This window comes from Streptococcus sp. 4886 (genome assembly GCF_013276485.1).
Lineage (GTDB): Bacteria > Bacillota > Bacilli > Lactobacillales > Streptococcaceae > Streptococcus.
On sequence record NZ_VMLD01000002.1, the window covers coordinates 1 to 25,679 of the forward strand.

Annotated in this window: 24 protein-coding genes and 1 pseudogene; 17 read left to right on the top strand and 8 right to left on the bottom strand. The window is 38.6% G+C overall.

The features are described from left to right. From HT679_RS00345 to HT679_RS00375, 7 genes are all read left to right on the top strand, one after another. The coding region (locus HT679_RS00345; protein WP_173212256.1) for a restriction endonuclease subunit S at positions 1–612 on the top strand (612 nt) is incomplete at its 5' end. 59 nt (positions 613–671) lie between these two features. Then, on the top strand, positions 672–908 hold the full coding sequence (locus HT679_RS00350) for an AbrB family transcriptional regulator (RefSeq protein WP_000260605.1): 237 nt from the start codon (positions 672–674) through the stop codon (positions 906–908). Beyond that, positions 905–1,318, top strand: coding sequence for a type II toxin-antitoxin system death-on-curing family toxin (locus HT679_RS00355; protein WP_164225979.1), 414 nt, complete (start codon positions 905–907; stop codon positions 1,316–1,318). Before HT679_RS00350 ends, HT679_RS00355 begins: the two co-directional genes overlap by 4 nt. A 117-nt stretch (positions 1,319–1,435) precedes the next feature. Beyond that, the gene (gene xerA, locus HT679_RS00360) at positions 1,436–2,401 is read left to right on the top strand and encodes a site-specific tyrosine recombinase/integron integrase (RefSeq protein ID WP_000444456.1); all 966 of its coding nucleotides are present in this window, start codon (positions 1,436–1,438) and stop codon (positions 2,399–2,401) included. A 22-nt stretch (positions 2,402–2,423) separates the two neighbouring features. Then, complete coding sequence (locus tag HT679_RS00365) at positions 2,424–2,942, top strand: restriction endonuclease subunit S (RefSeq protein WP_173212258.1); 519 nt, start codon at positions 2,424–2,426, stop codon at positions 2,940–2,942. Positions 2,943–2,971: 29 nt separating this feature from the next. Then, complete coding sequence (locus HT679_RS00370; RefSeq protein ID WP_173212260.1) at positions 2,972–6,322, top strand: DEAD/DEAH box helicase family protein; 3,351 nt, start codon at positions 2,972–2,974, stop codon at positions 6,320–6,322. A gap of 270 nt (positions 6,323–6,592) precedes the next feature. Further along, on the top strand, positions 6,593–6,748 hold the full coding sequence (locus tag HT679_RS00375) for a hypothetical protein (RefSeq protein ID WP_173212262.1): 156 nt from the start codon (positions 6,593–6,595) through the stop codon (positions 6,746–6,748). Between the two features lie 115 nt (positions 6,749–6,863). Here HT679_RS00375 and HT679_RS00380 read toward each other — a convergent pair whose 3' ends face one another. Further along, positions 6,864–7,334, bottom strand: coding sequence for an arginine repressor (locus tag HT679_RS00380; RefSeq protein ID WP_001043011.1), 471 nt, complete (start codon positions 7,332–7,334; stop codon positions 6,864–6,866). Between the two features lie 18 nt (positions 7,335–7,352). After that, positions 7,353–9,626 carry a Xaa-Pro dipeptidyl-peptidase gene (locus tag HT679_RS00385; protein WP_173212264.1) on the bottom strand — a complete coding sequence of 758 codons (2,274 nt, stop codon included), beginning with the start codon at positions 9,624–9,626 and terminating at the stop codon, positions 7,353–7,355. A gap of 345 nt (positions 9,627–9,971) precedes the next feature. Here HT679_RS00385 and HT679_RS00390 point away from each other — a divergent pair, with 345 nt between their 5' ends. The 3 genes from HT679_RS00390 to pyk all read left to right on the top strand — a co-directional run bounded on the left by HT679_RS00390 (position 9,972) and on the right by pyk (position 15,727). Continuing rightward, entirely contained in the window at positions 9,972–13,073 is a 3,102-nt protein-coding gene (locus tag HT679_RS00390; RefSeq protein ID WP_173212266.1) for a DNA polymerase III subunit alpha, read from the top strand. 82 nt (positions 13,074–13,155) lie between these two features. Further along, positions 13,156–14,163: a 6-phosphofructokinase gene (gene pfkA / locus HT679_RS00395; RefSeq protein WP_173212268.1), complete on the top strand. Its 1,008-nt coding sequence runs from the start codon at positions 13,156–13,158 to the stop codon at positions 14,161–14,163. A gap of 58 nt (positions 14,164–14,221) precedes the next feature. Beyond that, positions 14,222–15,727, top strand: coding sequence for a pyruvate kinase (pyk, locus tag HT679_RS00400; RefSeq protein WP_050224194.1), 1,506 nt, complete (start codon positions 14,222–14,224; stop codon positions 15,725–15,727). Between the two features lie 30 nt (positions 15,728–15,757). Here pyk and HT679_RS11195 read toward each other — a convergent pair whose 3' ends face one another. Next, positions 15,758–16,015 (bottom strand): hypothetical protein, encoded by a 258-nt coding sequence (locus tag HT679_RS11195; protein WP_240149002.1) that lies wholly within the window; start codon positions 16,013–16,015, stop codon positions 15,758–15,760. A gap of 500 nt (positions 16,016–16,515) precedes the next feature. After that, the gene (locus tag HT679_RS00410; RefSeq protein WP_173212270.1) at positions 16,516–16,722 is read right to left on the bottom strand and encodes a S24 family peptidase; all 207 of its coding nucleotides are present in this window, start codon (positions 16,720–16,722) and stop codon (positions 16,516–16,518) included. 764 nt (positions 16,723–17,486) lie between these two features. On the opposite strand from HT679_RS00410, the gene HT679_RS00415 reads away from it, so the two are divergent. The 3 genes from HT679_RS00415 to HT679_RS00425 all read left to right on the top strand — a co-directional run bounded on the left by HT679_RS00415 (position 17,487) and on the right by HT679_RS00425 (position 18,975). Next, on the top strand, positions 17,487–18,359 hold the full coding sequence (locus HT679_RS00415) for a DUF4300 family protein (protein ID WP_173212272.1): 873 nt from the start codon (positions 17,487–17,489) through the stop codon (positions 18,357–18,359). 12 nt (positions 18,360–18,371) lie between these two features. Further along, positions 18,372–18,551 (top strand): hypothetical protein, encoded by a 180-nt coding sequence (locus HT679_RS00420; protein WP_173212274.1) that lies wholly within the window; start codon positions 18,372–18,374, stop codon positions 18,549–18,551. Positions 18,552–18,663: 112 nt separating this feature from the next. Then, the gene (locus tag HT679_RS00425) at positions 18,664–18,975 is read left to right on the top strand and encodes a hypothetical protein (protein ID WP_173212277.1); all 312 of its coding nucleotides are present in this window, start codon (positions 18,664–18,666) and stop codon (positions 18,973–18,975) included. A 155-nt stretch (positions 18,976–19,130) separates the two neighbouring features. Here the strand turns inward: HT679_RS00425 and HT679_RS00430 are convergent, their stop codons facing one another. Genes HT679_RS00430 through HT679_RS11510 form a run of 3 tightly spaced genes read right to left on the bottom strand, consistent with a single transcriptional unit; the run spans position 19,131 to position 20,980 of the window. Further along, positions 19,131–19,946, bottom strand: a complete 816-nt coding sequence (locus HT679_RS00430) for a TIGR03943 family protein (RefSeq protein ID WP_173212279.1) — start codon at positions 19,944–19,946, stop codon at positions 19,131–19,133. After that, positions 19,943–20,848 (bottom strand): permease, encoded by a 906-nt coding sequence (locus HT679_RS00435; protein WP_023941381.1) that lies wholly within the window; start codon positions 20,846–20,848, stop codon positions 19,943–19,945. Before HT679_RS00435 ends, HT679_RS00430 begins: the two co-directional genes overlap by 4 nt. Next, the gene (locus tag HT679_RS11510) at positions 20,849–20,980 is read right to left on the bottom strand and encodes an SPJ_0845 family protein (RefSeq protein WP_000268685.1); all 132 of its coding nucleotides are present in this window, start codon (positions 20,978–20,980) and stop codon (positions 20,849–20,851) included. A gap of 279 nt (positions 20,981–21,259) precedes the next feature. Here HT679_RS11510 and HT679_RS00440 point away from each other — a divergent pair, with 279 nt between their 5' ends. The 3 genes and pseudogenes from HT679_RS00440 to HT679_RS00450 all read left to right on the top strand — a co-directional run bounded on the left by HT679_RS00440 (position 21,260) and on the right by HT679_RS00450 (position 24,156). Further along, positions 21,260–23,389, top strand: a complete 2,130-nt coding sequence (locus HT679_RS00440; RefSeq protein WP_173212281.1) for a Tex family protein — start codon at positions 21,260–21,262, stop codon at positions 23,387–23,389. After that, positions 23,376–23,825 (top strand): annotated as a pseudogene (locus tag HT679_RS00445) (SprT family protein). The gene HT679_RS00440 and the pseudogene HT679_RS00445 overlap by 14 nt, the downstream one beginning before the upstream one ends. A gap of 58 nt (positions 23,826–23,883) precedes the next feature. Further along, positions 23,884–24,156, top strand: coding sequence for a PspC domain-containing protein (locus HT679_RS00450; RefSeq protein ID WP_001085044.1), 273 nt, complete (start codon positions 23,884–23,886; stop codon positions 24,154–24,156). A 138-nt stretch (positions 24,157–24,294) separates the two neighbouring features. On the opposite strand, the gene HT679_RS00455 is transcribed toward HT679_RS00450, so the two are convergent. Next, the gene (locus HT679_RS00455) at positions 24,295–24,492 is read right to left on the bottom strand and encodes a hypothetical protein (protein ID WP_050223462.1); all 198 of its coding nucleotides are present in this window, start codon (positions 24,490–24,492) and stop codon (positions 24,295–24,297) included. A gap of 427 nt (positions 24,493–24,919) precedes the next feature. Here HT679_RS00455 and HT679_RS00460 point away from each other — a divergent pair, with 427 nt between their 5' ends. Beyond that, entirely contained in the window at positions 24,920–25,678 is a 759-nt protein-coding gene (locus HT679_RS00460) for an ABC transporter ATP-binding protein (RefSeq protein WP_000173358.1), read from the top strand. Position 25,679 lies beyond the last annotated feature (1 nt).

The following is a 25,679-nucleotide window of genomic DNA, read 5'->3' on the forward strand; positions in this document are numbered from 1 at the left end:
AAATCCCGATTTAACGAGATGTTTGGGGATCCGGTTTTGAATGAAATGGGTTGGGATAAACATGCTTTGAAGGAATTTGGAATATGGAAAAGCGGTGGAACTCCTAAAAGAAATGAAGAAGAATTTTTTAGAGGAAATATTCCTTGGATTACATCAGGAGAACTAGAACATAAATACATTGAAGATTCTTTTGAAAAAATTACAGAAAAGGCAATTGAATGTAGTTCTGCAAAAATAATTGAAAAAGGTAGTTTATTACTGGGTATGTATGATACTGCGGGATTAAAATCATCGATCAATACTAAAGTAATATCTTGCAATCAAGCTATTGCTTTTGCAAAATTAGATGATAAAATAACGAATACTATATATGTTTATTATGTAATTCAAAATTTAAGATCAATGCTATTGAATCAACAAAGAGGCGTACGTCAAAAAAATTTTAACTTATCGATGATCAAAAATATTTCCATCCCCCTCCCCCCTCTAGCCCTCCAAAATGAGTTCGCAGACTTTGTAGCCCAGGTCGACAAATCACAATTGGCAATCCAAAAATTTCTGGAAGAACTTGAAACTTTGAAGAAATCTCTGATGCAGGAGTATTTTGGCTGATATTCTGCCATTGTAATTACGGTAATGATTTGTTATAATACTTCAAAGGAGGAAATCAGATGGTAGTAAAAACAAGAAAACAAGGAAATTCAATCACCATTACGATTCCAAGTGAATTTAATATTCCAAGTGGTGTTAAATACGAAGCGAAATTGTTACCAAGTGGTGAGATTATCTTTACTCCTGAAGAATTGGGGCAGCAGGTTTCTTATGTATCTGATGATGCCTTTGACTTAAATTTAGATAAAATATTTGACGAATACGACGATGTTTTCAAAGCTTTGGTGGAAAAATGACAATCTATCTGACAGAAAAGCAAATTGAAAAAATAAATGCTTTAGCAATTCAACGGTATTCTCCAAATGAGAAAATTCAAACAGTTAGTCCTTCTGCCTTAAATATGATTGTGAACTTACCAGAACAATTTGTCTTTGGGAAGCCTCTTTATCCAACAATTTTTGATAAAGCAACGATACTATTTGTCCAATTGATAAAGAAGCATGTTTTTGCTAATGCTAATAAAAGAACTTCTTTCTTCGTTTTGGTCAAATTTTTACAATTAAATGGCTATCGTTTTTCTGTAACGGTAGAAGAAGCAGTAAAAATGTGTGTAACCATCGCAGTAGAAGCTTTAACTGATGAAAAAATGATAAGCTACTCCAAATGGGTTTCTGAACATTCTGTTAGAGAAAAGGTCAGAAAGTAACCTAGTATGCTGGATTTGAATGGGCACAAGAAAATAAATGAACAGACAATATTAGAATTCTGTAATGCAGAAACTGATATTGTCTCTTTTTATTGATGAATAAGAAAGTGAAAAATTATGGAATCAAAAGTTACAATTATCATGCAAGAAATGTTACCTCTTTTAAATAATGAACAATTACTAGCATTGAGAGAGAGTTTAGAACATCATCTAGTAGACGGAAAAAAGCAGCAGAAGTATTCGAATAATAACCTGTTGCAACTCTTTATCACCGCCAAACAGGTAGAGGGCTGTAGCTCAAAAACAATTCGTTATTACCAGAGGACGATTGAAAACTTGTTTAATGCTATTAAGGAGTCTGTGACACAACTCACAACAGATGATTTAAGGAGTTATTTAGCAAATTACCAGTCTGAAAAGGATTGTAGTAAGGCGAATTTAGACAATATTAGGCGTATATTGTCTTCTTTTTTTGCTTGGCTTGAGCAAGAGGAATATATCATTAAAAATCCCATTCGACGGATAAAGAAAATTAAGACTGAGCAAAATGTGAAGGAAACTTATACTGATGAACATTTGGAAATTATGCGCGATAACTGTGAAAATTTGAGAGATTTGGCAATAATAGACCTACTAGCATCGACAGGTATGCGTGTAGGGGAGCTTGTACAGTTGAATCGTTCAGATATTGATTTTGAAAACAGAGAGTGTGTTGTCTTTGGTAAAGGAAAGAAGGAGAGACCAGTATATTTTGACGCTCGGACGAAAATTCATTTAAGAAACTATCTTAACGACAGAAAAGATAGTCACCCTGCTCTTTTTGTAACGTTAGTTGGAAAAGTCCAGAGGCTTGGAATTGCTGGTGTAGAGATTCGCTTAAGAAAGTTAGGAGACAAACTCGGTATACAAAAGGTTCACCCACATAAGTTCAGAAGAACTTTAGCGACTAAGGCAATTGATAAAGGTATGCCTATCGAACAAGTCCAAAAACTGCTAGGTCATAGCAAGATTGACACAACCCTGGCCTATGCCATGGTCAATCAAAATAATGTCAAGCATTCACACCAAAAATTCATCTCTTAAAAGCAAATCCCGATTTAACGAGATGTTTGGGGATGTTATTCTAAATGAAAAAGAATGGAAAGTTAGCAAATGGAACGAGATTCTAACAATAAGAAATGGTAAAAATCAAAAACAGGTTGAAGATGCTGATGGGAAATTTCCTATTTATGGAAGTGGGGGAATTATGGGATATGCTAAAGATTGGATAGTGAAGAAAAATTCAGTTATTATTGGACGTAAAGGAAATATAAATAAACCTATTTTAGTTAGAGAAAATTTTTGGAATGTAGATACAGCATTTGGATTAGAGCCTGTTTTAGAAAAAATAAACTCAGAATATTTATTCTATTTTTGTCAATTATACAATTTTGAGAAGTTAAATAAGGCTGTAACAATACCTAGTTTAACCAAATCAGATTTATTAGATATTTCCATCCCCCTCCCCCCACTAGCCCTCCAAAATGAGTTTGCAGACTTTGTAGCCCAAGTCGACAAATCACAATTTGCTTGTGAGATAGCTATAAAAGTGTGGAGAAATAGCTTGAAATTTAGTATAATATAGCTAAACTATTTGTTTAAAGTGAGAAAAAAATGGGAAATTTTAGCTTTCTTTTAAAAAATGACGAATATGAATCTTTTTCAAAACCTTGCATTGAAGCTGAGAATATGATTGCTACATCAACTGTGGCTACCGCCTTTATGGCGCGTCGTGCTTTAGAGCAGGCTGTCCATTGGATATATAGTCACGATTCATATTTAGAAGCTCCCTATCGTGCTACTCTATCTTCTTTAGTATGGGATGATGATTTTAGGGATATCGTAGATTCTGAACTCCACAAGCAGATAGTTCTGTTGATTCGATGGGGAAACCATGCTGCTCATGGTGGTGAAATTAAGGAACGAGAAGCGATTTTAGCTTTGCATCATTTGTATCAGTTTGTTAATTTTATCGATTATTGTTACAGCAATGAGTTTGTGGAGCGTTATTTTGATGAGAAGTGCTTACCACTTTCAGCAAACATTAAATACCGAGAAACTCCACAATCTATGATAAAGTTACAAGACAGTTTACCAGAACTGCCTGATTTTCATGAACAGATGGCTGCTCAGTCCGTAGAAGTTCAAGAGACTTATACTGAAAAACGTGAGACTGCAGCGCAACGGCAAGATGTGCCTTTCCATATTGATCAATTATCTGAGGCAGAGACAAGAAAGCTCTTTATTGATATCGATCTCCGTCTAGCAGGATGGATATTTGAAGAAAACTGTCGTGTTGAGATAGCTGTTGATGGTCTCAAGCACGGTTCAGGAATTGGTTACTGTGACTATGTACTTTATGGTAAAAATGGGAAAATTTTAGCGATTGTAGAGGCTAAAAAAGCCTCTGTCAATCCAGAAGTAGGGGAAGTACAGGTCAAAGAATATGCTGAAGCTTTGGAGAAACATATCGGCTATCAGCCAATTTGCTTTATTACAAATGGGTTGAAGCACTATATACTTGATGGTCCGAACCGCCGCCAGATTGCAGGCTTTTACTCTCAAGAAGAATTGCAATTAGTGATGGATAGACGTCATCTTCAAAAACCACTTGAGGATATTTCTAGTAAAATTAGAGACGATATTTCCGGGCGTCACTACCAAAAACATGCGATTGCAAGCGTTTGTGAAGCTTTCTCTAATCATCGTAGACAGGCACTTTTGGTTATGGCAACTGGGGCTGGGAAAACTCGTACAGCAGTTTCTCTAGTTGATATCTTATCACGTCATAACTGGGTAAAAAACGTTCTCTTCTTAGCCGATAGAACTTCCTTGGTTAAGCAAGCATATGATTCGTTTAGAAAATTACTCCCAGATCTTTCCGTTTGTAACTTCTTAGAAGATAAAGAAGGAGCTCAATCAAGTCGCATGGTCTTTTCAACTTATCCGACTATGATTGGAGCGATTAGTGGTCAAGAAGAAGTAAATCAACGCCCTTTCACTGTTGGGCATTTTGACCTTATCATAATTGACGAGTCTCACCGTTCTATTTATCAGAAATACAAGTCCATTTTTGATTATTTTGATGCAAGGATTGTAGGCTTAACAGCTACTCCGCGTCAAGATTTAGATAAAAACACCTATGGATTCTTTAATTTGGAGAATGGTGTTCCAACATATGCATATGATTTGGAAGAGGCTGTTAAAGACGGATATTTAGTAGCCTATCATTCTATCGAAACCAAACTGAAACTACCTACGGATGGTCTACATTATGATGATTTATCCGAAGAAGAAAAGGAACATTTTGATAGCAAATTTGAAGACGATAGCTGTGAAAAAGATATTGATGGGAGTGTGTTTAATTCCTTTATTTTCAATAAAAGTACAGTAGAAATTGTTTTAAATGAACTCATGACAAGAGGAATTCAGACAGCCTCGGGTGATGAAATTGGTAAAACTATTATTTTTGCTAAAAATCATGACCATGCGGAATATATCAGAGGTATTTTTAACAACCGCTATCCTGAAAAAGGGAGCGACTATGCTCAGGTGATTGATTATAGTATTAAGCATTATCAGACCTTGATTGATGATTTTAAAATTAAGGAGAAGTATCCTCAAATTGCGATTTCTGTCGATATGTTAGATACAGGTATTGATGTACCAGAGGTTGTGAATTTAGTCTTCTTCAAGAAAGTACGCTCTAAAACTAAGTTTTGGCAGATGATTGGTCGAGGAACCCGTCTGTGTAAAGATTTATTTGGACCTGAACAGGATAAGGAAAACTTCTTGGTATTTGATTATGGGGACAATTTTGATTATTTTCGTGCAGATCCAAGAGATGGAGAGGGTCGTCACATTGTTTCGTTGACTCAGCGTTTATTTAATATCAAAGTGGACTTGATTCGAGAACTTCAGGGACTCCAATACCAAGAAGATCAGTTTGCGAGAGCATACCGTCAGGAGCTTGTCTCAGAACTTCAAGGTCGTATAGAGAGCTTAAATGAGTTGGACTTCAGGGTTCGTATGGTTTTAGACACAGTTTATAGCTATAGGAAATTGGAAAGTTGGCAGAATCTAACTGCTGTTACAAGTGAAACCATTCAAAAAAATCTCTCTCCGCTTTTATTTGATGAAGATAAAGAAGATGAGATGGCGAGGAGATTTGATTTGTGCTTACTTCATATTCAGTTGGGGCAACTGACAGCTAAATCTTCCACTGTTCATATTTCCCAAGTGATGAAGACGGCTAGAGCTCTTTCTGCTATTGGCAATATCCCGCAGGTTTTTGAGCAGGCTGAAATTATCAGGAAAGTACAGGAGCCTGAATTTTGGAAAGAAGTTAACTTGTCTGATTTGGAAAAAATTCGTCTTGCTATTCGAGATTTATTACAGTTTTTGGATAAAACAGACCGTAAACCCTACTATGTTAACTTTGAAGATCGTATACTCTCCACTGTTCACGAGACCACAGCATTTTTACAGGTCAACGATCTTCGATCTTATAATGAAAAAGTTGAGCATTACTTGAAAACTCATCTGGATGAAGAGTCCATTTCTAAGCTATACCATAATGAAAAGTTGACATCTGATGATATGCTTGCACTTGAAAAATTGCTCTGGGAAAAATTAGGTAGCAAATCAGACTACCAACATCATTATGAAAATAAGGCAATTCCGAGATTGGTGCGTGAGATTATTGGCTTAGATAGAGAGTCTGCCAATCGTATTTTTTCTAAATTTTTGTCGGATGAGAACCTTAATGCCAGGCAGATTTCATTTGTAAAATTGATTGTAGACTACATTGTAGAAAATGGTTGCTTAGAGATGAAAGTGTTAACGCAAGAGCCGTTTAAATCTCATGGATCTGTTCAACTACTCTTTCAACACCAACTACCAGTACTTCGTAATATTGTTCAAACCATTGAACTTATCAATAATCGAGCTGGAGAAGTGGCTTAAATTCTAAAGTGATTGCCATGCTGAGACTCATTTAAAATTAAAAAGAGTAGAAATTTATGTTATATATGAGAAGTTTTATTAGGAAGAATGTCATCGTTTTCCTAGAATACAGTATCAGTTGTTAAGTGGCTGATAAATTTCAAAGTAGATACTTGTACCACGATGTTTGTTGATCGAGTTATTAACAAAAGAGCTACTTTGATTTTAAAGAAATAGAAAACAAAAAGCCGAGCAAGAATTCAATTGCAGGAGAAAATGAAGTAATACTCAGTGAAAATCAAAGAGCAAACTAGGAAACTAGCTGCAGGCTGCTTAAAACACTGTTTTGAGGTTGTAGATAAGACTGACGAAGTCAGTAACCATACCTACGGCAAGGCGATGTTGACGGGGATTGAAGAGATTTTCGAAGAGTATAAATCTTCCTAGGATAAAGCAAAACGCATAGTATCAAGGGTTTTCAACACTTGATACTATGCGTTTTCTGATGTTAAAGACTTTCTACCAGGTTTTTTAAAGCATAATTGTTAGTTGTAGTCATTTATTATTCTTCAAAGAAAAATGGTGGGGCGAATTTTTTCAGTTCTTCAAAGCACTTTTGAGCAGCATCTGTATCTTCACAGATGATAAGGCAAACATCATCACCACAAAGGGTTGCGATAATATATTGGAAATCAAGAGCATCAATAATTGTAGCGAACGATTGTGCTAGACCAGGAAGAGTTTTGAGTAGGACTTGGTGCTGAATAGGTCGCAACATGATGAGGGCATCTTCCATATAGTTTTCCAAACGTTTTTCCCATTTTGAGATGGAACCATTATTAAGAACATAATAAGCGTTATCTTCTTCGCGGACTTTTGATAGGTTCATATTTTTGATGTCGCGTGAGAGGGTTGCCTGGGTCACTTGAATGTCGTTCTCAGCAAGAAGGGACTGCAATTCAGCCTGTGTATGAATCTTGTTTTTTGCGACAAGAGCGCGTATAAGTTGGTGTCGGTGTTCTGATTTATTCATAATAATTTAACTCCTTTTTTAGTAAGGTATTGTAAGTGTGGACTGAGTGAGGTCGACAGTCAAGTGGTAGTCGGTATTGTCACGGATTGTGATTTCAAAGTCAGTAGTATAGAGGACTAAACGAAGAGTATCTCCTTCTTTTAGCTTATAAATAGTTGGTTGCAGTTCAAATTGCACATCCATCCATTCATCTGCAGTAATATCCTCTACTAACAGTAGATCAGTTCTATTTTGTAAATTAAGGTAGCCTTTTGTCACGACTCGTTGTGCATCTGGCCTAAATGGTAATTCACAGAGATTTTCCAACATGTGGTAGCGTCCATTATCAATGGTTTTAGCACTTAAAATAGCTGGATAAGGTTGTAGGTATTTCTTTTGACCAAGTTCCAGTAGTTGAGCAGATAAGAACCCCTTGTTTGTGCTGGATTTGATACGAAGATTAAGCTGAGCGCGACCGTTCAGGTGGAGATCTTTAGTCACAGGCAGGTCAATAGTAATCTGATTGGCTTTCCCTTGATAGAGTTCCGTATTGAAGGTCTGGTAGGTCTTACCATAACGCTCAAAATCCTTATCTGGGTACTGGTTTTGAATAGCTTGCTCTTCTTGCCCAAGTGAGAAGGTTTCAAAGTTTTCTTGCCCACCGAAGTTATCAAGTGATAGCCAAGTCTGTGGAGCTGTATTGTCCTGCCAGATAAGAGTAGGAAGTTGGAAATCTGTATCTTGTCCCAGTAATTTTTTAGTCAATAAGGCATTCATGGCTTCACGGAAATCAATGGACTGCCAGTTATTCATATAAACATGGGCACCATTATGGAAAAAGAGGTGCTTGTTTATATGATTAGGAAGGGCATGGAACATCTGGTAAACATGAAGTGGTTTGACATTCCAATCCTGTGAACCGTGGGTAAAGACAACCTCTGCTTTTACATTATGGGCATTGAGCAGATAGTTGCGATCATGCCAAAACTGGTTATAGTCGCCGGTCTTGCGATCTAGTTGTTCCTTTACTTTTTCTAAGTCAGCTTGGTGAGCTTCATTGCCACGGATATAGTCGCCAGCCAAGAGATTACGAGAATAGGTTAACTCAGCAAGGGAGTCAAAGTCCTCACCGGGATAACCGCCTGGACTAGTTACCAGACCGTTTTCACGGTAGTAGTTGTACCATGAAGAAATGCCAGCCTCAGCAATGATTACTTCTAAACCATCGACGCCTGTAGTCGCAAGCCCATTGGACATAGTTCCAAGATAGGAAAGTCCAGTTGTGGCAACTTTTCCGTTTGACCAGTCAGCTTTGACTTGACGTTGGCGCGTGTGGTCAGTAAAGGCACGGCAACGGCCATTAAGCCAATCGATGACATTTTTATAAGCCTCGATTTGCTGGTAGTCTCCATTAGTCATGAAACCAGTAGAGTCTTTGGTACCAATACCTGACACATAGAGATTGGCAAAACCTCGTGGAAGGAAATAGTCATTAAGAGTATAGCTAGAGTTGATGTGGCTTAGCTTTTCCTCAGCTTCCGACACAAGCTCAGCTTGGCCTTGGGGTTGGACGAGATTGAGTTGAGGTTCCTCTAGTTCAATCTTATGAGCAGGCTTTACCTCAAGCTCGCCCTCCATCTTGTAGAGAGCCTTATCGCTTGCCTTGTCATTTGTTCCCTGATGATAAGGGCTGGCTGTCATGATGGCAGGGATTTTTCCATCAAAACGAGGACGAATAATGCTGACCTTGACTAAGTCTGGAAGACCTTTTTGGTCAGTATCGACACGAGACTCAACGTAAACGACTTCACGAATGACATCATGGCTGGAAAAAGTTGCTAAACTTTTGCCGTTAAAGTAGTGATAGTCATTATCCTCAGAGATAAGACCGTCGCTTACCAGTTGATGAATCAGGGTATTCCCTTTTTTGGTGCGAGTATTGAGTAACTGATAGAGATTTTCAATCAAGTCATCGTATACAATAGGAAATCCAGTCTCTTTACGAAAAGCTTCACTGTCTTCGAAGTCAACCAAATAAGAAAAGCCTAAAAGTTGAAAAGTAACAGTATAAAAAATATCTGCTGTCAAGTCTTTATCAGATTTGAAAAAAGTTAATATGTTAGTTTCTTTGTCTATAGCCAAGCAGGAGAGTGGATAGTCGGTGTTCTCATAAGTGAAAAAGAAGCGACGTAAAAAAGTTTCCAGTAATTCCTTGGGATTGGCTGTGTTTTGTAAATCAAAGCCACATTTTTTTAGTTCAGATAAGATATTTTCTTTTGGAAAAGTGATATAACTATATTGATTAAAACGCATAGAACCTCCATATAGAATGATAGTTAAGGTTATTATATCAAAAAAAAAGCAGAAAGGGAATTGTTAACTGCAAAAGGAAATAATCCAATAAAAATGAATAAAGTGCTAAATTCAATATAGAGAACAGTGTAATAATAGACGTAATGGGTATAATATAAAAATTCTAGGAGATTTATATTGTATGTTTTCTATTTTATATATAATATAGTATAAATATAAAAAATAATGACAAAAACACAAATGAATAAAAAGTAAATTAGTACGCTGATGAAATGTTTCTCAAGAGAAGCCTTTTATAGGTGAAAATGGTATAATATAGTGAGAAGGATAGAGGAGAAGTGTAAATTGATCGCACAACTAGATACAAAAACAGTCTATAGTTTTATGGAGAGTGTCATTTCAATCACCAAGTATGTGAGAGCAGCTAAAGAATTCGGCTACACTCATCTGGCTATAATGGATATTGATAATCTTTATGGTGCTTTTGACTTTCTAGAGGTTACAAAAAAATATGGCATTCATCCTTTATTAGGGCTTGAAATGACTGTATTTGTGGATGCTCAGGAAGTGAATCTGCGCTTTTTAGCTCTATCTAGTGTGGGCTATCAGCAGTTGATGAAGCTTTCAACAGCCAAGATGCAGGGGGAGAAAACTTGGTCAGTCCTGTCTCAGTACCTAGAGGATATCGCGGTAATTGTGCCTTATTTTGAAGAGCTTGAATCACTAAATCTAGGCTGTGATTACTATATAGGGGTTTATCCGGAAACACTGGTAAGCGAATTTTATCGTCCTATCTTACCCCTCTATCGGGTCAATGTCTTTGAAAGTAGGGATAGAGAAGTTCTGCAAGTCTTAACAGCAATTAAAGAAAACCTACCGCTCAGAGAAGTTCCCTTGCGTTCACGACAAGATGTCTTTATATCAGCAAATTCTTTAGAGAAATTATTCCTAGAACGATTTCCGCAAGCCTTGGAAAACTTAGAAAAGCTTATTTCAGGTATTTCTTACGATTTGGATACTAGTTTGAAACTGCCTCGTTTTAACCCAGCTAGACCAGCAGTAGAAGAGTTGAGAGAACGTGCTGAGCTTGGGCTTGCCCAGAAGGGATTGTCTAGTAAAGAATATCAAGATCGACTAGACCAAGAATTGGCTGTTATTCATGATATGGGTTTTGATGATTATTTCTTGGTTGTCTGGGATTTGCTGCGTTTTGGACGCTTGAATGGTTATTATATGGGCATGGGACGGGGTTCCGCAGTTGGTAGCTTGGTTTCCTATGCCTTGGACATTACAGGAATTGACCCAGTAGAGAAAAATCTGATTTTTGAACGTTTCCTCAATCGTGAACGCTATACCATGCCTGATATTGATATTGATATTCCTGATATTTATCGTCCAGATTTTATCAGGTATGTTGGCAATAAATACGGTAGTAAACATGCGGCGCAAATCGTTACTTTTTCTACCTTTGGCGCCAAGCAGGCCTTGCGAGATGTTTTGAAACGCTATGGTGTGCCAGAGTATGAATTATCTGCAATTACTAAGAAAATCAGTTTCCGGGACAATCTTAAGTCGGCTTATGAGGGTAACCTCCAGTTTCGTCAGCAAATCAATAGTAAGTTAGAATACCAAAAAGCCTTTGAAATTGCTTGCAAGATTGAGGGCTATCCAAGACAAACTTCTGTCCATGCGGCTGGTGTTGTGATTAGCGACCAAGATTTGACCAACTACATCCCTCTAAAGCATGGTGACGAAATTCCATTGACTCAGTATGATGCTCATGGAGTTGAAGCTAGTGGGCTTTTGAAGATGGATTTTCTGGGACTACGAAATTTGACCTTTGTCCAGAAAATGCAAGAGTTGCTTGCTGAAACAGAAGATATTCACCTTAAAATTGAAGAAATAGATTTGGAAGACAAAGAAACGTTAGCTTTATTTGCTTCTGGCAATACAAAAGGTATCTTTCAATTTGAGCAACCAGGTGCCATTCGTCTGCTTAAGCGTGTGCAACCAGTCTGTTTTGAGGATGTCGTAGCAACTACTTCTCTAAATCGACCAGGCGCTAGTGACTATATCAATAATTTTGTGGCAAGAAAGCATGGGCAGGAAGAAGTGACTGTTCTGGATCCAGTACTGGAGGATATTTTGGCTCCAACTTACGGAATTATGCTCTATCAGGAGCAGGTTATGCAGGTTGCTCAGCGTTTTGCTGGATTTAGTCTTGGGAAAGCCGATATTTTGCGCCGAGCTATGGGGAAAAAGGATGCCTCTGCCATGCATGAGATGAGGGCTTCTTTTATTCAAGGTTCATTAGAAGCTGGACATACTGCGGAAAAGGCAGAGCAGGTCTTTGATGTCATGGAGAAGTTTGCAGGTTATGGTTTTAACAGGTCACATGCCTATGCATACTCAGCCTTGGCCTTTCAGTTGGCTTATTTCAAAACGCATTATCCAGCCATTTTTTATCAGGTCATGTTGAATTCTGCCAACAGTGATTACTTAACAGATGCCTTAGAAGCAGGCTTTGAAGTGGCGCCTCTGTCCATCAACACCATTCCCTATCACGATAAAATTGCCAACAAGTCCATCTATCTAGGATTGAAATCGATTAAGGGAGTCAGCAAGGATTTGGCGCTTTGGATTATTGAAAATAGACCTTATTCTAGCATTGAAGATTTTGTAGCTAAATTACCTGAGAATTATCTGAAACTTCCTCTGCTAGAACCTTTGGTAAAAGTTGGTCTTTTTGATTCATTTGAAAGAAATCGTCAAAAAGTATTCAATAATTTAGTTAATCTATTTGAATTTGTAAAAGAGTTAGGAAGTTTGTTTGGAGATACTATTTATAGTTGGCAGGAATCGGAAGATTGGACGGAACAAGAAAAATTCTATATGGAACAAGAGCTTTTAGGGATAGGTGTCAGCAAACATCCCCTACAAGCTATTGCAAATAAGGCTATTTACCCGATTACTCCAATTGGGAATTTGTCAGAAAATAGCTACGCTATTATTTTGGTTGAAGTTCAGAAAATAAAAGTAATTCGTACCAAAAAGGGCGAAAACATGGCTTTCTTACAGGTAGATGACAGTAAGAAAAAATTGGATGTCACTCTCTTTTCAGACTTATATCGTCAGGTTGGGCAGGAAATAAAAGAGGGAGCCTTCTACTATATAAAAGGAAAAATCCAGTCACGTGATGGCCGTCTGCAAATGATTGCACAAGAAATAAGAGAAGCAGTTGCTGAACGCTTTTGGATACAGGTAAAAAATTATGATTCGGATCAAGAAATTTCACGTATTTTAGACCAGTATAAGGGCCCAATCCCAGTCATTATCAGGTATGAAGAAGAACAGAAAACAATCGTTTCCCCTCATCATTTTGTAGCTAAATCCAATGAATTAGAGGAGAAATTGAATGAAATCGCTATGAAAACGATTTATCGCTAAAAATACGGAAAATAGAAGAATTTTAAAATCAAATGTGGTATAATCAAGAAGAATGTTAAAAGAAAAAGGAGCATAAACCAATATGAAACGTATTGCTGTTTTAACTAGTGGTGGAGACGCCCCTGGTATGAACGCTGCTATCCGTGCAGTTGTTCGTCAAGCAATTTCAGAAGGAATGGAAGTGTTTGGTATCTATGACGGATATGCTGGTATGGTTGCCGGTGAAATTCATCCCTTAAATGCGGCTTCAGTAGGAAACATCATTTCTCGTGGTGGTACTTTCCTTCACTCAGCTCGTTACCCAGAGTTCGCTCAACTTGAAGGGCAACTAAAAGGGATTGAGCAATTAAAAAAACACGGCATTGAAGGTGTAGTTGTTATCGGTGGAGACGGATCTTACCACGGTGCTATGCGTTTGACTGAGCATGGTTTCCCAGCTATCGGTCTTCCAGGTACAATTGATAACGATATCGTTGGTACTGACTTCACAATCGGTTTTGACACAGCGGTTACGACTGCTATGGACGCTATCGATAAGATTCGTGATACATCATTAAGTCACCGTCGTACTTTTGTCATCGAAGTTATGGGGCGTAACGCTGGTGATATCGCTCTTTGGGCTGGTATCGCAACTGGTGCTGATGAAATTATCATCCCTGAAGAAGACTTCAAAATTGAAGATATCGTAGCAAGCATCAGAGCTGGCTATGAATGTGGTAAAAGACACAATATCATCGTTTTGGCAGAGGGTGTTATGTCAGCAGATGAATTTGCTCAAAAACTAAAAGAAGCTGGAGATACGACCGATCTTCGTGTGACAGAACTTGGACATATTCAACGTGGTGGTTCTCCAACTGCGCGTGACCGTGTATTGGCGTCACGTATGGGTGCCCATGCCGTTAAACTTCTTAAAAAAGGTATCGGTGGTGTTGCGGTAGGTATTCGTAACGAAAAAATGGTTGAAAATCCAATTCTTGGTACTGCAGAAGAAGGAGCATTGTTTAGTTTGGCAGCAGACGGTAAGATTATTGTAAATAATCCACACAAAGCTGATCTTGACCTGTCACAATTGAACAATTGCTTGTCATAATTCATAATTTAGTTAATAAGACCAAAAGGTCATATATATAAAGGAGTCACAAAAAATCATGAACAAACGTGTAAAAATCGTTGCAACTTTGGGTCCTGCGGTAGAAATCCGTGGTGGTAAAAAATTCGGTGATGACGGATACTGGGGTGAAAAACTTGATGTTGAAGCTTCAGCTAAAAACATTGCTAAATTGATTGAAGCTGGTGCTAACACATTCCGTTTCAACTTCTCACACGGTGACCACCAAGAACAAGGTGAGCGTATGGCAACTGTTAAACTTGCTGAAAAACTTGCAGGTAAAAAAGTTGGTTTCCTTCTTGATACAAAAGGACCAGAAATCCGTACAGAATTGTTCGAAGGTGAAGCTAAAGAATATTCATACAAAACTGGTGAAAAAATCCGTGTTGCAACTAAACAAGGAATCAAATCAACTCGTGAAGTGATTGCATTGAACGTTGCTGGTGCTCTTGATATTTATGATGATGTTGAAGTTGGTCGTCAAGTTTTGGTTGACGATGGTAAACTTGGTCTTCGTGTTGTTGCTAAAGATGACGCAACTCGTGAGTTTGAAGTTGAAGTTGAAAATGATGGCGTAATTGCTAAACAAAAAGGTGTGAACATCCCTAACACTAAAATTCCTTTCCCAGCTCTTGCTGAACGCGATAACGACGATATCCGTTTCGGTCTTGAACAAGGTATCAACTTCATCGCGATTTCATTCGTACGTACTGCAAAAGATGTGAACGAAGTTCGTGCAATCTGTGAAGAAACTGGAAACGGACATGTTCAATTGTTCGCTAAAATCGAAAACCAACAAGGTATCGATAACTTGGATGAAATCATCGAAGCAGCTGATGGTATCATGATCGCTCGTGGTGACATGGGTATCGAAGTACCATTCGAAATGGTTCCAGTTTACCAAAAAATGATTATCAAGAAAGTCAATGCTGCAGGTAAAGTTGTTATCACTGCAACAAACATGCTTGAAACAATGACTGAAAAACCACGTGCAACTCGTTCAGAAGTATCAGACGTATTTAATGCTGTTATCGACGGTACTGACGCTACAATGCTATCAGGCGAGTCTGCAAACGGTAAATACCCACTCGAGTCAGTAACTACAATGGCTACAATCGACAAGAATGCTCAAACTCTTCTTAATGAATACGGACGTTTGGATTCAGATTCATTCGAACGTAACTCTAAGACAGAAGTAATGGCTTCAGCTGTTAAAGATGCGACTAACTCAATGGACATTAAATTGGTTGTAACTCTTACTAAGACAGGTCACACTGCACGTTTGATTTCTAAATACCGTCCAAATGCTGACATCTTAGCATTGACATTTGACGAATTGACAGAACGTGGTTTGATGTTGAACTGGGGTGTTATCCCAATGTTAACAGATGCTCCATCTTCAACTGACGATATGTTCGAAATTGCTGAACGTAAAGCAGTTGAAGCAGGTCTTGTAGAATCTGGTGACGATATTGTTATCGTTGCTGGTGTACCAGTAGGAGAAGCTGTTCGCACAAACACAATGCGTATCCGCACAGTACGTTAAGAAAAATATAAAAACCTATCATATCCAGCTTTAGAGCTTGTGTGATAGGCTTTTTTTGTATAGAGGGTAAGAAAGAGGCAAAACTTTCATAATGGATTGATACTCTTCGAAAATCTCTTCAAACCACGTCAGCGTCGCCTTACCGTATATATGGTTACTGACTTCGTCAGTTTTATCTGCAACCTCAAAGCAGTGTTTTGAGCTGACTTCGTCAGTTCTATCTGCAACCTCAAAGCAGTGCTTTGAGCAACCTGCGGCTAGCTTCCTAGTTTGCTCTTTGATTTTCATTGAGTATGAAATAAGATATGCACAAAGTGCTTAGGAAATTCAAATGAATTTCTACAAATATTTTAGCAATCGGAATCTACTTGTCTAGATTCGATCTGATATATTTTCGATTTAATGATATGGTATTTAAAACCTCCAAAGCAGCTTGCTCCATTATTTTACTTACGTGAGTGTAGATGTTATTTATTGTTTTAGCGTCTTTGTGTTCCACTCTAACCATTATAGCATTCTTCTCAGCTAGTGTACTAAGGAGTGTGTGCCTGAAAATATGGGAACTAAGGGGCTGATTTATCGGTTTCGCTAGTTTAGTATTTGCCTTTTGCAAAGTGATCTTAAATCCCTTTCTCTAAATTGACATATCACTAGTGTTTAACAAAATCTAATCTGCTTTAGGTCACTTATTCTTTTTTTGAAATGTAGAATGAACTTTTTCAAAGTTTTTCGAATCCTTTAAAATCTGTTTGTTTTATATCGCCATTCTCCCCCTTTTTTAATTCTCCCTATACAGCCTGGCAATTTTTCCGATGGTACGAATATGGTTGCTTTCGTTTAGGTGGATGTCGGGATTGAGTTTTTTTGAGGTAGCCTTGGCGGAGTTTCTTGACATAGTTAGCGCCGTCTACTTGGAAGATGCCGATGGTATTATAGTCAATCTGTGGGGGATTCTTGATAAATAGGTAGTCGCCGTTTCTTATCTTTGGCTCCATGGCCCTGCTGACGACATAAGCGATTGCGTCTTAGTCGTCTGGGATTTCATCCTCATAGAATGGGAATTCCATATCTAAATCGTCGTCCTGCATCAAGCGGCTACCTGCAGAGATAAACTACCTAAAACGAGAGTAAGTAGTCTGTCTGTAGTCGTCCAGTCTGATGATTTTTACGATACTTCGTTTATCTTCGTTTTTCTGCTCATACAGTTGCCTCTCGGCATAGGTCAGGATTTTACCTTGTCTGGATGGTGTCCGTTGGTCGTAGATAGATTGGATATCGCTAGGAGAATCCTTTTGAACTGGAGGAAAGAGGCATCAATCAAGCTACTGAATACTTTAGCTAAGTCAAATATAGTATTTTTCTTAGTAGTCCTAACCCTTTTTTCATAATTTCCAATGGTGTTTTTACTTATACCTATCTTAGTACCCAATTTTTATTGAGTCCAACCATTTACTAGTCTATATTGTTTTATTTTTAGACTGTAACAATCGCAATCTCTTCTTTATCCACAAATGAAATCGCTTTCTATTTTTATAAGTAAAGCATAACACGAAATCCACGAAAATGAAAACTTTGTTGTGTTTTCATAAAAAATTTGTTGACAGAGCACGAAACGCCTACTATAATTAAATCAAGTTTAAGGAAATAACAAAAAAACAAATCAGAGAGAAAGACGATGAACACATTAAATGAGAAAGTAATCAATATCTGTAAAGCAGTAGTTAAAGAAACTTTAATCCAAGACATTTAGGAGAAAAAGATGAAGAAATCAAGAAAATTAGCTACACTAGGAATCTGTTCTGCCTTGTTTTTAGGCTTGGCTGCTTGTCAACAACAAAATACTACTTCTGATGGGACGAGTCAAAGGCAAAGTAGTTCAACGAAAGTTCCATGGAAAGCTTCATACACCAACCTAAACAATCAGGTAAGTACAGAAGAGGTCAAATCTCTCTTATCAGCTCACTTGGATCCAAATAGTGTTGATGCCTTTTTTAATCTCGTTAATGATTACAATACCATTGTCGGGTCAACTGGCTTATCAGGAGATTTCACTTCCTTTACTCATACAGAATACGATGTTGAAAAAATTAGCAACCTTTGGAATCAAAAGAAGGGCGATTTTGTTGGAACCAACTGCCGTATCAATAGTTATTGTCTTTTGAAAAATTCGGTCACCATTCCAAAACTTGATAAGAATGATCAAATGCTTTTCCTAGATAACGATGCGATTGATAAGGGAAAGGTCTTTGATTCACAAGATAAGGAAGAGTTTGATATTCTATTTTCGAGAGTTCCAACTGAAGCAACTACAGATGTCAATGTTCACGCTGAAAAGATGGAAACATTCTTCTCCCAGTTTCAATTTAACGACAAAGCTCGAATGCTGTCTGTAGTCTTGCACGACAATCTGGATGGTGAGTATCTGTTTGTAGGCCACGTTGGCGTCTTAGTGCCTGCTGATGATGGCTTCTTATTTGTAGAGAAATTGACTTTCGAAGAGCCCTACCAAGCGATTAAATTTGCCAGCAAGGAAGATTGTTACAAGTATTTAGGCACCAAGTATGCGGATTATACAGGCGAGGGACTGGCTCAGCCTTTTATCATGGATAATGATAAGTGGGTTAAACTTTAATGGTGGTATGATATGACAATAATCTTAGGATTTTTATTTCTATTTTTGATGACTTGGTGGGTTATTTCAATCGTTAATAGCCAGAAACCAAGAAAAAATGAAAAATTTAGTGGCTATATCCAAAGATACGATATTGATGGGAATGGCTATCAATCAGAAGTATGGGAAGTGACTGAGGAGGAAGATTTATAATTAAAGAACAGACTCGTCCTTACAGTATTGCACCTATTTCCAAACAGTCCATTTGTAGTTTTATCTGGATTGGTTTATAATTTAACTTAGAGAAAATAGGAGGATCAATCAGATGGAATTAAAAGATTTTACAGAAAAAGAACAGGAAATGATAAAGAATGGGCTGACTACGTCTAAGATTAGTGACAAGGAAACTGCTGAGAAGATTCTTGCTCTAGTACCACAAGACTTGATTAAGCGAATCCCATTTTTCGTCAGAAAACATGCTACAACACGCACGATTAAACGCATTTCAATCGAACACCCTGAGCTTTACGCTGCAGCTCAAACAAGTGGTGAGATTCCAGAAAAAGAACGCGAAGACTTGCGTCAGATTATCACGACTATCTTTGAACAAAAGATGAATAAGCATAGTATTAAGTAGAGAATGAAAATGTATTTGATTTGTGAATTGTTCACTAGTTATAAATTATATTAAGAATCGCAATTTATATTCTACTATACAATACTCAACAAAAAACGAACAGGCTCTTTTTCTGTTATTCAGAAGAGAACTTGTTCGTTTTTATCTTGATTTTCTTAAAAAGCTCGATAAACATAGGGATTTTCTGGTTTATCGACTTTGGTAAAGCTTTCGATTTCCAAGGTTGGGAGGTTTTGTTTGAGTTCTTTATGATAGTGATTGACCAGTTTTCCTTTGGCTGTTATCCAGGTATTGTTTTCGTACTGACGGGTATTTCCCTTGGTCAACAAACCATAGACACCAGAATCTGCGATACAGTGAATAATGCCGAAGCGGAACAGAAATTGGCTATTGGCATGACTGGGGTCATTATAGACAAAGCCTGTAAACTGGACCGTCTTGCCCTCAAACTCATCTGGATAGTCATAGATAGCTTCCATGACCTCCATATAGTTTTCATTAGTGATCTGAATACTATCTTGGGATAAGTATTTATCCGCCGCCGTTCGCATTTCCTTTTCATAGGCTGATTTTGAAAAATAAGAACTGGTATCTGGTTTCAAATATTGGCTTGTTGTCCCTTCGCTTGTCTGAATGGCCAGATCCGTTCCTTCCGATAGGGGGAAATGATAGCCTTTGGCAGAAACGGTCTGAGAATCCAAGCTAACAGTTGGGAAAGTTAAGCCGATGACAAGTGGAATAGCCAGAAGAGAAATACTCGTCATCTTGGCCAATCGGCTGTTCAGATGACTGTGGGTTTTGACTTGCTTCATCCAGATATACAGTTGAACAATTGCCAAAATAAAGGAAAGCACCATGGAGATATAGGCCAGATAGGAATAGTGCATGTTGATGTACTGGTTTAATTTGCCCGACAGATGGAGGTAAATAGTCAGTTCAAAATAGCCAGCTAAAACTAAAAATCGAATCATAGGATGACTCCAATCAAGAGAGAATAGACTAAGACGACAAGAGTCACAATAGTGATAAAGTGACTGATAAATCGTACTTTCAAGTAATTTTTCATCATGAGAATATTTTTGATATCCAGCATTGGACCAATGACGAGAAAGGCCAGAACTGGTGCCAAACCGAAACTCGAGAGAAGAGAAGCACCGATAAAGGCATCCGCCTCACTACAGAGCGAAAGAAGAAAGGCCAAAAGCATCAGGAGCAGAATGGCAAAAAGAGGGGTCGCACTGATAGAGGTCAGAATCCGAGTTGGAACGTAGACCTGTATAACAGAGGCAAAGAGACAGCCAAATACCAAATAACGCCCCGTATCAAAAAATTCATCAATGGCTTGCACAAAGACCTGAAAAACTTTTTTTGCAGGGGTCAAGTGAGAAAAATCATGTTCATGACAGGCCAACCGATTTTCTTTTTGAATCGGTTCTTGCCAGAAAAATCCTAGAACAATCCCAAGTATCACAGCCACAAGAATGGAACCCAGAGCTCGTAATAGGGCGATATGGAAGGAGTTGCCAAAGGCAGAATAGGTCGCAAAGAGAACAATGGGATTGATAACAGGTGCTGTCACAAGAAAGGGAACGGCCGTGTAACTGGGAACCTTCTTTTCCAGAAAACGATTGATAATGGGGACGATTCCACATTCGCAAGAAGGGAAAAGTATCCCAACGAAGGTCCCAAAAAAGATTCTCCCCCAACGATTTCGAGGGAGAAAATGATAAACCTTGTCAGGTGTGATATAGACCTCAATCAGCCCTGAGACAATACTTCCTATCAGAACGAAGGGTAGGGCTTCAATGATTATAGAGAGAAAAATAGCCCCAGTCTGAAGTACACTAGATGGGAGTTGTTGGAAAGCAGTCATCTAGTTTTTCTTTTCTGCTTTGGCTTTTTTCTCTTTGTCATCAGGGAAAGTGACCTGCTTCAAATCTGGGAGTTTAGCAAACTCTTCAAACATCTTGTCCAAGTCGTCTCGTTTTGTAAATTTTACAGCCATAGGTGTACCTCAATTCTAAATTCTACCTCTATTATACTATTATTTTGAGGAAAAGGGAGTTTTTTAATTTGTTTTCGATAGTTGATACTCTTCGAAAATCTCTTCAAACCACGTCAGTTTCGCCTTGCCGTATATATGTGACTGACTTCGTCAGTCTTATCTACAACCTCAAAACGGTGTTTTGAGCAACCTGTGGCTGGCTTCCTAGTTTGCTTTTTGATTTTTATTGAGTATAAAAAGGATTGGAGAAAGCCTTTCAGCTTGTGGTATAATAGATTTATGGATAAAAAATATGAAAAAATCTCTCAGGATTTGGGAGTGACGTTAAAGCAAATTGATACTGTTCTAAGTTTGACAGCTGAAGGGGCGACTATTCCCTTTATCGCGCGTTATCGCAAGGACATGACTGGTAGTTTGGATGAGGTGGCGATTAAGGCCATTATCGATTTGGATAAAAGTCTGACCAATCTCAATGACCGCAAGGAAGCTGTCTTGGCGAAGATTCAAGAACAAGGTAAGTTGACCAAGGAATTGGAAGAAGCTATCTTAGCTGCCGAAAAATTAGCGGACGTTGAAGAACTCTATCTTCCATACAAGGAAAAGCGTCGGACCAAGGCAACCATTGCCCGTGAAGCCGGACTCTTCCCACTTGCTCGCTTGATTTTGCAGAATGTAGCCGACTTAGAAAAAGAGGCTGAAAAGTTTGTCTGTGAAGGATTTGCGACTGGTAAGGAAACCTTGGCTGGTGCAGTTGATATCTTGGTCGAAGCCTTATCGGAAGATGTGGCCTTGCGTTCCATGACTTATCAGGAAGTTCTGAGACACTCTAAACTCACTTCCCAAGTCAAGGATGAAAGTCTTGATGAAAAGCAGGTTTTTCAGATTTATTATGATTTTTCAGAGACGGTTGGAAATATGCAAGGTTATCGTACCTTGGCCCTCAATCGTGGGGAGAAGCTAGGTGTCTTGAAGGTTGGTTTTGAACATGCGACGGACCGCATTCTAGCTTTCTTTGCAGCTCGTTTCAAGGTGAAAAACGCCTATATAGATGAAGTTGTTCAACAGTCAGTTAAGAAAAAAGTTTTGCCTGCTATCGAGCGACGTATTCGGACAGAATTGACTGAGAAAGCGGAAGAAGGGGCTATCCAACTCTTTTCTGACAATCTGCGCAATCTGCTCTTAGTTGCTCCGCTGAAAGGGCGCGTGGTTCTTGGGTTTGACCCAGCCTTTCGTACAGGTGCCAAGCTAGCTGTCGTGGATGCAACAGGGAAAATGCTGACAACACAGGTCATTTACCCTGTCAAACCAGCATCAGCTCGTCAAATTGAAGAAGCCAAGAAAGATTTGGCAGACTTGATTGGTCAGTATGGCGTGGAAATTATTGCTATCGGAAATGGGACGGCCAGTCGTGAAAGTGAAGCCTTTGTGGCGGAAGTTCTGAAAGATTTTCCTGAGGTTAGTTATGTCATTGTAAATGAAAGTGGTGCTTCGGTCTATTCTGCCAGCGAACTTGCTCGTCAGGAGTTTCCAGATTTGACCGTTGAAAAACGCTCTGCTATTTCTATCGCCCGTCGTTTGCAAGATCCTCTTGCCGAATTGGTCAAAATCGATCCTAAGTCAATCGGTGTCGGTCAATATCAACACGATGTCAGTCAGAAGAAACTGTCTGAAAGTCTGGATTTTGTCGTGGATACAGTGGTAAACCAAGTCGGTGTCAATGTCAATACAGCTAGTCCAGCTCTTCTTTCCCACGTTGCTGGACTCAACAAAACTATCTCTGAAAATATTGTCAAATACCGTGAGGAAGAAGGAAAAATCACTTCACGCGCTCAAATCAAGAAAGTTCCTCGTCTGGGGGCCAAGGCCTTTGAACAGGCAGCTGGTTTCCTTCGTATCCCTGAAAGTAGCAATATCCTTGATAATACAGGAGTTCACCCAGAAAATTACAGTGCTGTTAAGGAGCTCTTCAAACGCTTAGATATTAAAGACCTAAACGAAGAAGCCCAAGGCAAACTCAAGTCGCTTTCAGTCAAGGAAATGGCGCAAGAGCTAGACCTTGGACCAGAAACTCTTAAAGATATCATTGCTGACCTTCTAAAACCAGGTCGTGATTTCCGTGATTCTTTTGATGCACCTGTTCTTCGTCAAGATGTCTTGGATATTAAAGACTTAAAAGTCGGCCAGAAGCTGGAAGGTGTGGTGCGTAATGTCGTTGACTTTGGTGCCTTCGTTGATATCGGGATTCACGAGGACGGCTTGATTCATATTTCCCATATGAGTCACAAATTTATCAAACACCCAAGCCAAGTGGTGTCAGTCGGAGATTTGGTGACTGTTTGGGTCAAGAAAATTGATACTGAACGTGAAAAAGTCAATCTGTCGCTCCTAGCTCCAGATGAATCTAACTGATTACGTCAAGCAAGTTTCGCTAGAAGACTTCGGCAGACCTTTTATCCATCAAGCTCAGTGGAATTCTCGTCTACGTTCGACAGGTGGGCGATTTTTCCCCAAAGATGGGCATTTGGATTTTAATCCCAAGGTTTATCAGGAGCTGGGTTTAGACGTTTTTAGGAAAATTGTTCGCCATGAACTCTGTCACTATCACCTCTATTTTCAAGGGAAGGGCTATCAACACAAGGATAGGGATTTTAAGGAACTGTTGAAAGAAGTTGATGGACTGCGCTATGTACCACCCTTGAAAACACAATCTCAAAGTGCCTACCTAGTCTATTAGTGCCAATCTTGCCAGCAAAGTTATCAGCGTAAGAGAAGGATTGATACTCAACGCTATCGCTGTGGACTTTGTCGAGGTAAATTGCTACTAATAAATCAGCCTGAGGACTGATGAAAGTCGAGCCTACCCGTGATATACTATGTCTAACCTAGCAGAAAGAGGAAATATTATGAATAGTAAATTTTATAAAATGAGACGAAATCGCATGATTTCAGGAGTTCTAGCAGGTCTGTCAGACAAGTGGAACTTTGATGTTACCCTTGTTCGTTTTCTGTTTGCCATTTTCACAGTCGCAAATTTTGGACTTGGCGTGATTATCTATATCATCCTAGCTTCTATCATGCCTACCAAGGAAGAAATCGAAGCAGAAATGTACGGAACAGGCCCACGTAAACGAAAAGAAGCCCAAGCCATTGACGATAATGAAGGCTGGTTTTGGTGAGGTTCTACAGAAGATTTGAAATAAGCAAAAAGCTTTAAATCAATAGTCTAAACTGCTTGATTTAAAGCTTTTTTACTTTTAATAAGATTTTCCCAGCTTCTTCTACAAACTAAAAATATTATTTTAAACTCAGGTTTTCTAATCTGTTTTTTCTTGCTGAGACAATACGTTTTTTGAAAAATGGTGGATGCTGATAACAACTGATAGCCAGCAAATAGCATAAGCAGTAGCTGTAAATTCTGTACCGATAAAGTATGTTTTTTCAACTAAGAGCTGACCGATGAATGGAGAGAGGAGATAGAGAAGTCCGATGAGTATATGTTCTTTATGTTTCATTAAAGCGCACCTTCTTTCCTTATAGGTTGAACGACTTGCTAGTGTTAAATTTAATGGTATGTTATCTAGGCAAGCTTACTCAAATGTTAGTTTCCGCTTCCTCCTTTTCAAAGTAAGCCTTTTCATACTTATATTTTACAATTTTAAAAATAGGAAATCAAATTATTTTATAAGTAATTTTGCCTATATTTCCCCCAATCTTACAAAAATGTAAGATTAAAGTCTCTTTTGTAAGGTTAGGTTATGGCAAGCGGTCTTTTTTTGATGTAAACTAGACTCATAAAGAACAAAGGAGTAACATCATGAAACAAATCTTACAGAAGAAAACAAGAAAACCAAGCCATAAAGATATCGAGCGTGTTCAACTGGGATGCGCTATGATGCAAGCAACATTTCATTTGATGGGATATTAAGAAAGGAGATTCTCATGACACTTTTAGATGTAAAACACGTTCAAAAAATTTATAAAACTCGTTTTCAGGGCAACCAAGTAGAAGCCCTCAAGGATATTCACTTTACCGTCGAAAAGGGTGACTACGTTGCCATCATGGGTGAGTCTGGTTCTGGTAAATCCACTCTTCTCAATATCCTAGCTATGCTGGACAAACCAAGTCGTGGTCAGGTTTACCTGAATGGAACAGACACAGCAACTATTAAAAATTCACAGGCTTCTAGCTTCCGTCGTGAAAAGTTGGGCTTTGTCTTTCAAGACTTTAACTTGCTAGATACTCTGTCTGTTAAGGACAATATCTTGCTTCCGCTTGTCTTGTCAAGAAGACCCATTACGGAGATGATGAAGAAATTGGTGGTGACAGCTGAGAATCTAGGCATCAACCAATTGCAAGAGAAGTATCCTTACGAGATTTCTGGTGGTCAGAAACAGCGTGTAGCAGTAGCACGTGCCATCATCACAGAACCTGAAATTCTCCTTGCGGATGAGCCAACAGGTGCCCTTGATTCCAAGTCCTCTGCAGCCTTACTTGATGTCTTTGATGAAATCAATGAGCGTGGCCAAACTATTCTCATGGTAACCCACTCAACAGCAGCAGCTAGCAGAGCTAAACGTGTACTCTTTATCAAAGACGGCATTCTTTATAATCAAATCTACCGTGGAGAGAAGACAGAGCGTCAGATGTTCCAAGAAATCTCTGATACCTTGACTGTCATGGCAAGCGAGGTGAATTAGT

Bases quoted from the DNA above. Each gene is read 5' to 3' on its own strand.
- HT679_RS00455 (WP_050223462.1), bottom strand. From the start codon at position 24,492: ATGAAACATAAAGAACATATACTCATCGGACTTCTCTATCTCCTCTCT.
- HT679_RS00440 (WP_173212281.1), top strand. From the start codon at position 21,260: ATGGATAAAAAATATGAAAAAATCTCTCAGGATTTGGGAGTGACGTTA.
- HT679_RS11510 (WP_000268685.1), bottom strand. From the start codon at position 20,980: ATGGCTGTAAAATTTACAAAACGAGACGACTTGGACAAGATGTTTGAA.
- HT679_RS00420 (WP_173212274.1), top strand. From the start codon at position 18,372: ATGACAATAATCTTAGGATTTTTATTTCTATTTTTGATGACTTGGTGG.
- HT679_RS00355 (WP_164225979.1), top strand. From the start codon at position 905: ATGACAATCTATCTGACAGAAAAGCAAATTGAAAAAATAAATGCTTTA.
- xerA (WP_000444456.1), top strand. From the start codon at position 1,436: ATGGAATCAAAAGTTACAATTATCATGCAAGAAATGTTACCTCTTTTA.
- HT679_RS00460 (WP_000173358.1), top strand. From the start codon at position 24,920: ATGACACTTTTAGATGTAAAACACGTTCAAAAAATTTATAAAACTCGT.
- pyk (WP_050224194.1), top strand. From the start codon at position 14,222: ATGAACAAACGTGTAAAAATCGTTGCAACTTTGGGTCCTGCGGTAGAA.
- pfkA (WP_173212268.1), top strand. From the start codon at position 13,156: ATGAAACGTATTGCTGTTTTAACTAGTGGTGGAGACGCCCCTGGTATG.
- HT679_RS00365 (WP_173212258.1), top strand. From the start codon at position 2,424: ATGTTTGGGGATGTTATTCTAAATGAAAAAGAATGGAAAGTTAGCAAA.
- HT679_RS00410 (WP_173212270.1), bottom strand. From the start codon at position 16,722: ATGGAGCCAAAGATAAGAAACGGCGACTACCTATTTATCAAGAATCCC.
- HT679_RS00380 (WP_001043011.1), bottom strand. From the start codon at position 7,334: ATGAATAAATCAGAACACCGACACCAACTTATACGCGCTCTTGTCGCA.
- HT679_RS00450 (WP_001085044.1), top strand. From the start codon at position 23,884: ATGAATAGTAAATTTTATAAAATGAGACGAAATCGCATGATTTCAGGA.
- HT679_RS00370 (WP_173212260.1), top strand. From the start codon at position 2,972: ATGGGAAATTTTAGCTTTCTTTTAAAAAATGACGAATATGAATCTTTT.
- HT679_RS00425 (WP_173212277.1), top strand. From the start codon at position 18,664: ATGGAATTAAAAGATTTTACAGAAAAAGAACAGGAAATGATAAAGAAT.
- HT679_RS00350 (WP_000260605.1), top strand. From the start codon at position 672: ATGGTAGTAAAAACAAGAAAACAAGGAAATTCAATCACCATTACGATT.
- HT679_RS00385 (WP_173212264.1), bottom strand. From the start codon at position 9,626: ATGCGTTTTAATCAATATAGTTATATCACTTTTCCAAAAGAAAATATC.
- HT679_RS11195 (WP_240149002.1), bottom strand. From the start codon at position 16,015: ATGAAAATCAAAGAGCAAACTAGGAAGCTAGCCGCAGGTTGCTCAAAG.
- HT679_RS00430 (WP_173212279.1), bottom strand. From the start codon at position 19,946: ATGATTCGATTTTTAGTTTTAGCTGGCTATTTTGAACTGACTATTTAC.
- HT679_RS00435 (WP_023941381.1), bottom strand. From the start codon at position 20,848: ATGACTGCTTTCCAACAACTCCCATCTAGTGTACTTCAGACTGGGGCT.
- HT679_RS00415 (WP_173212272.1), top strand. From the start codon at position 17,487: ATGAAGAAATCAAGAAAATTAGCTACACTAGGAATCTGTTCTGCCTTG.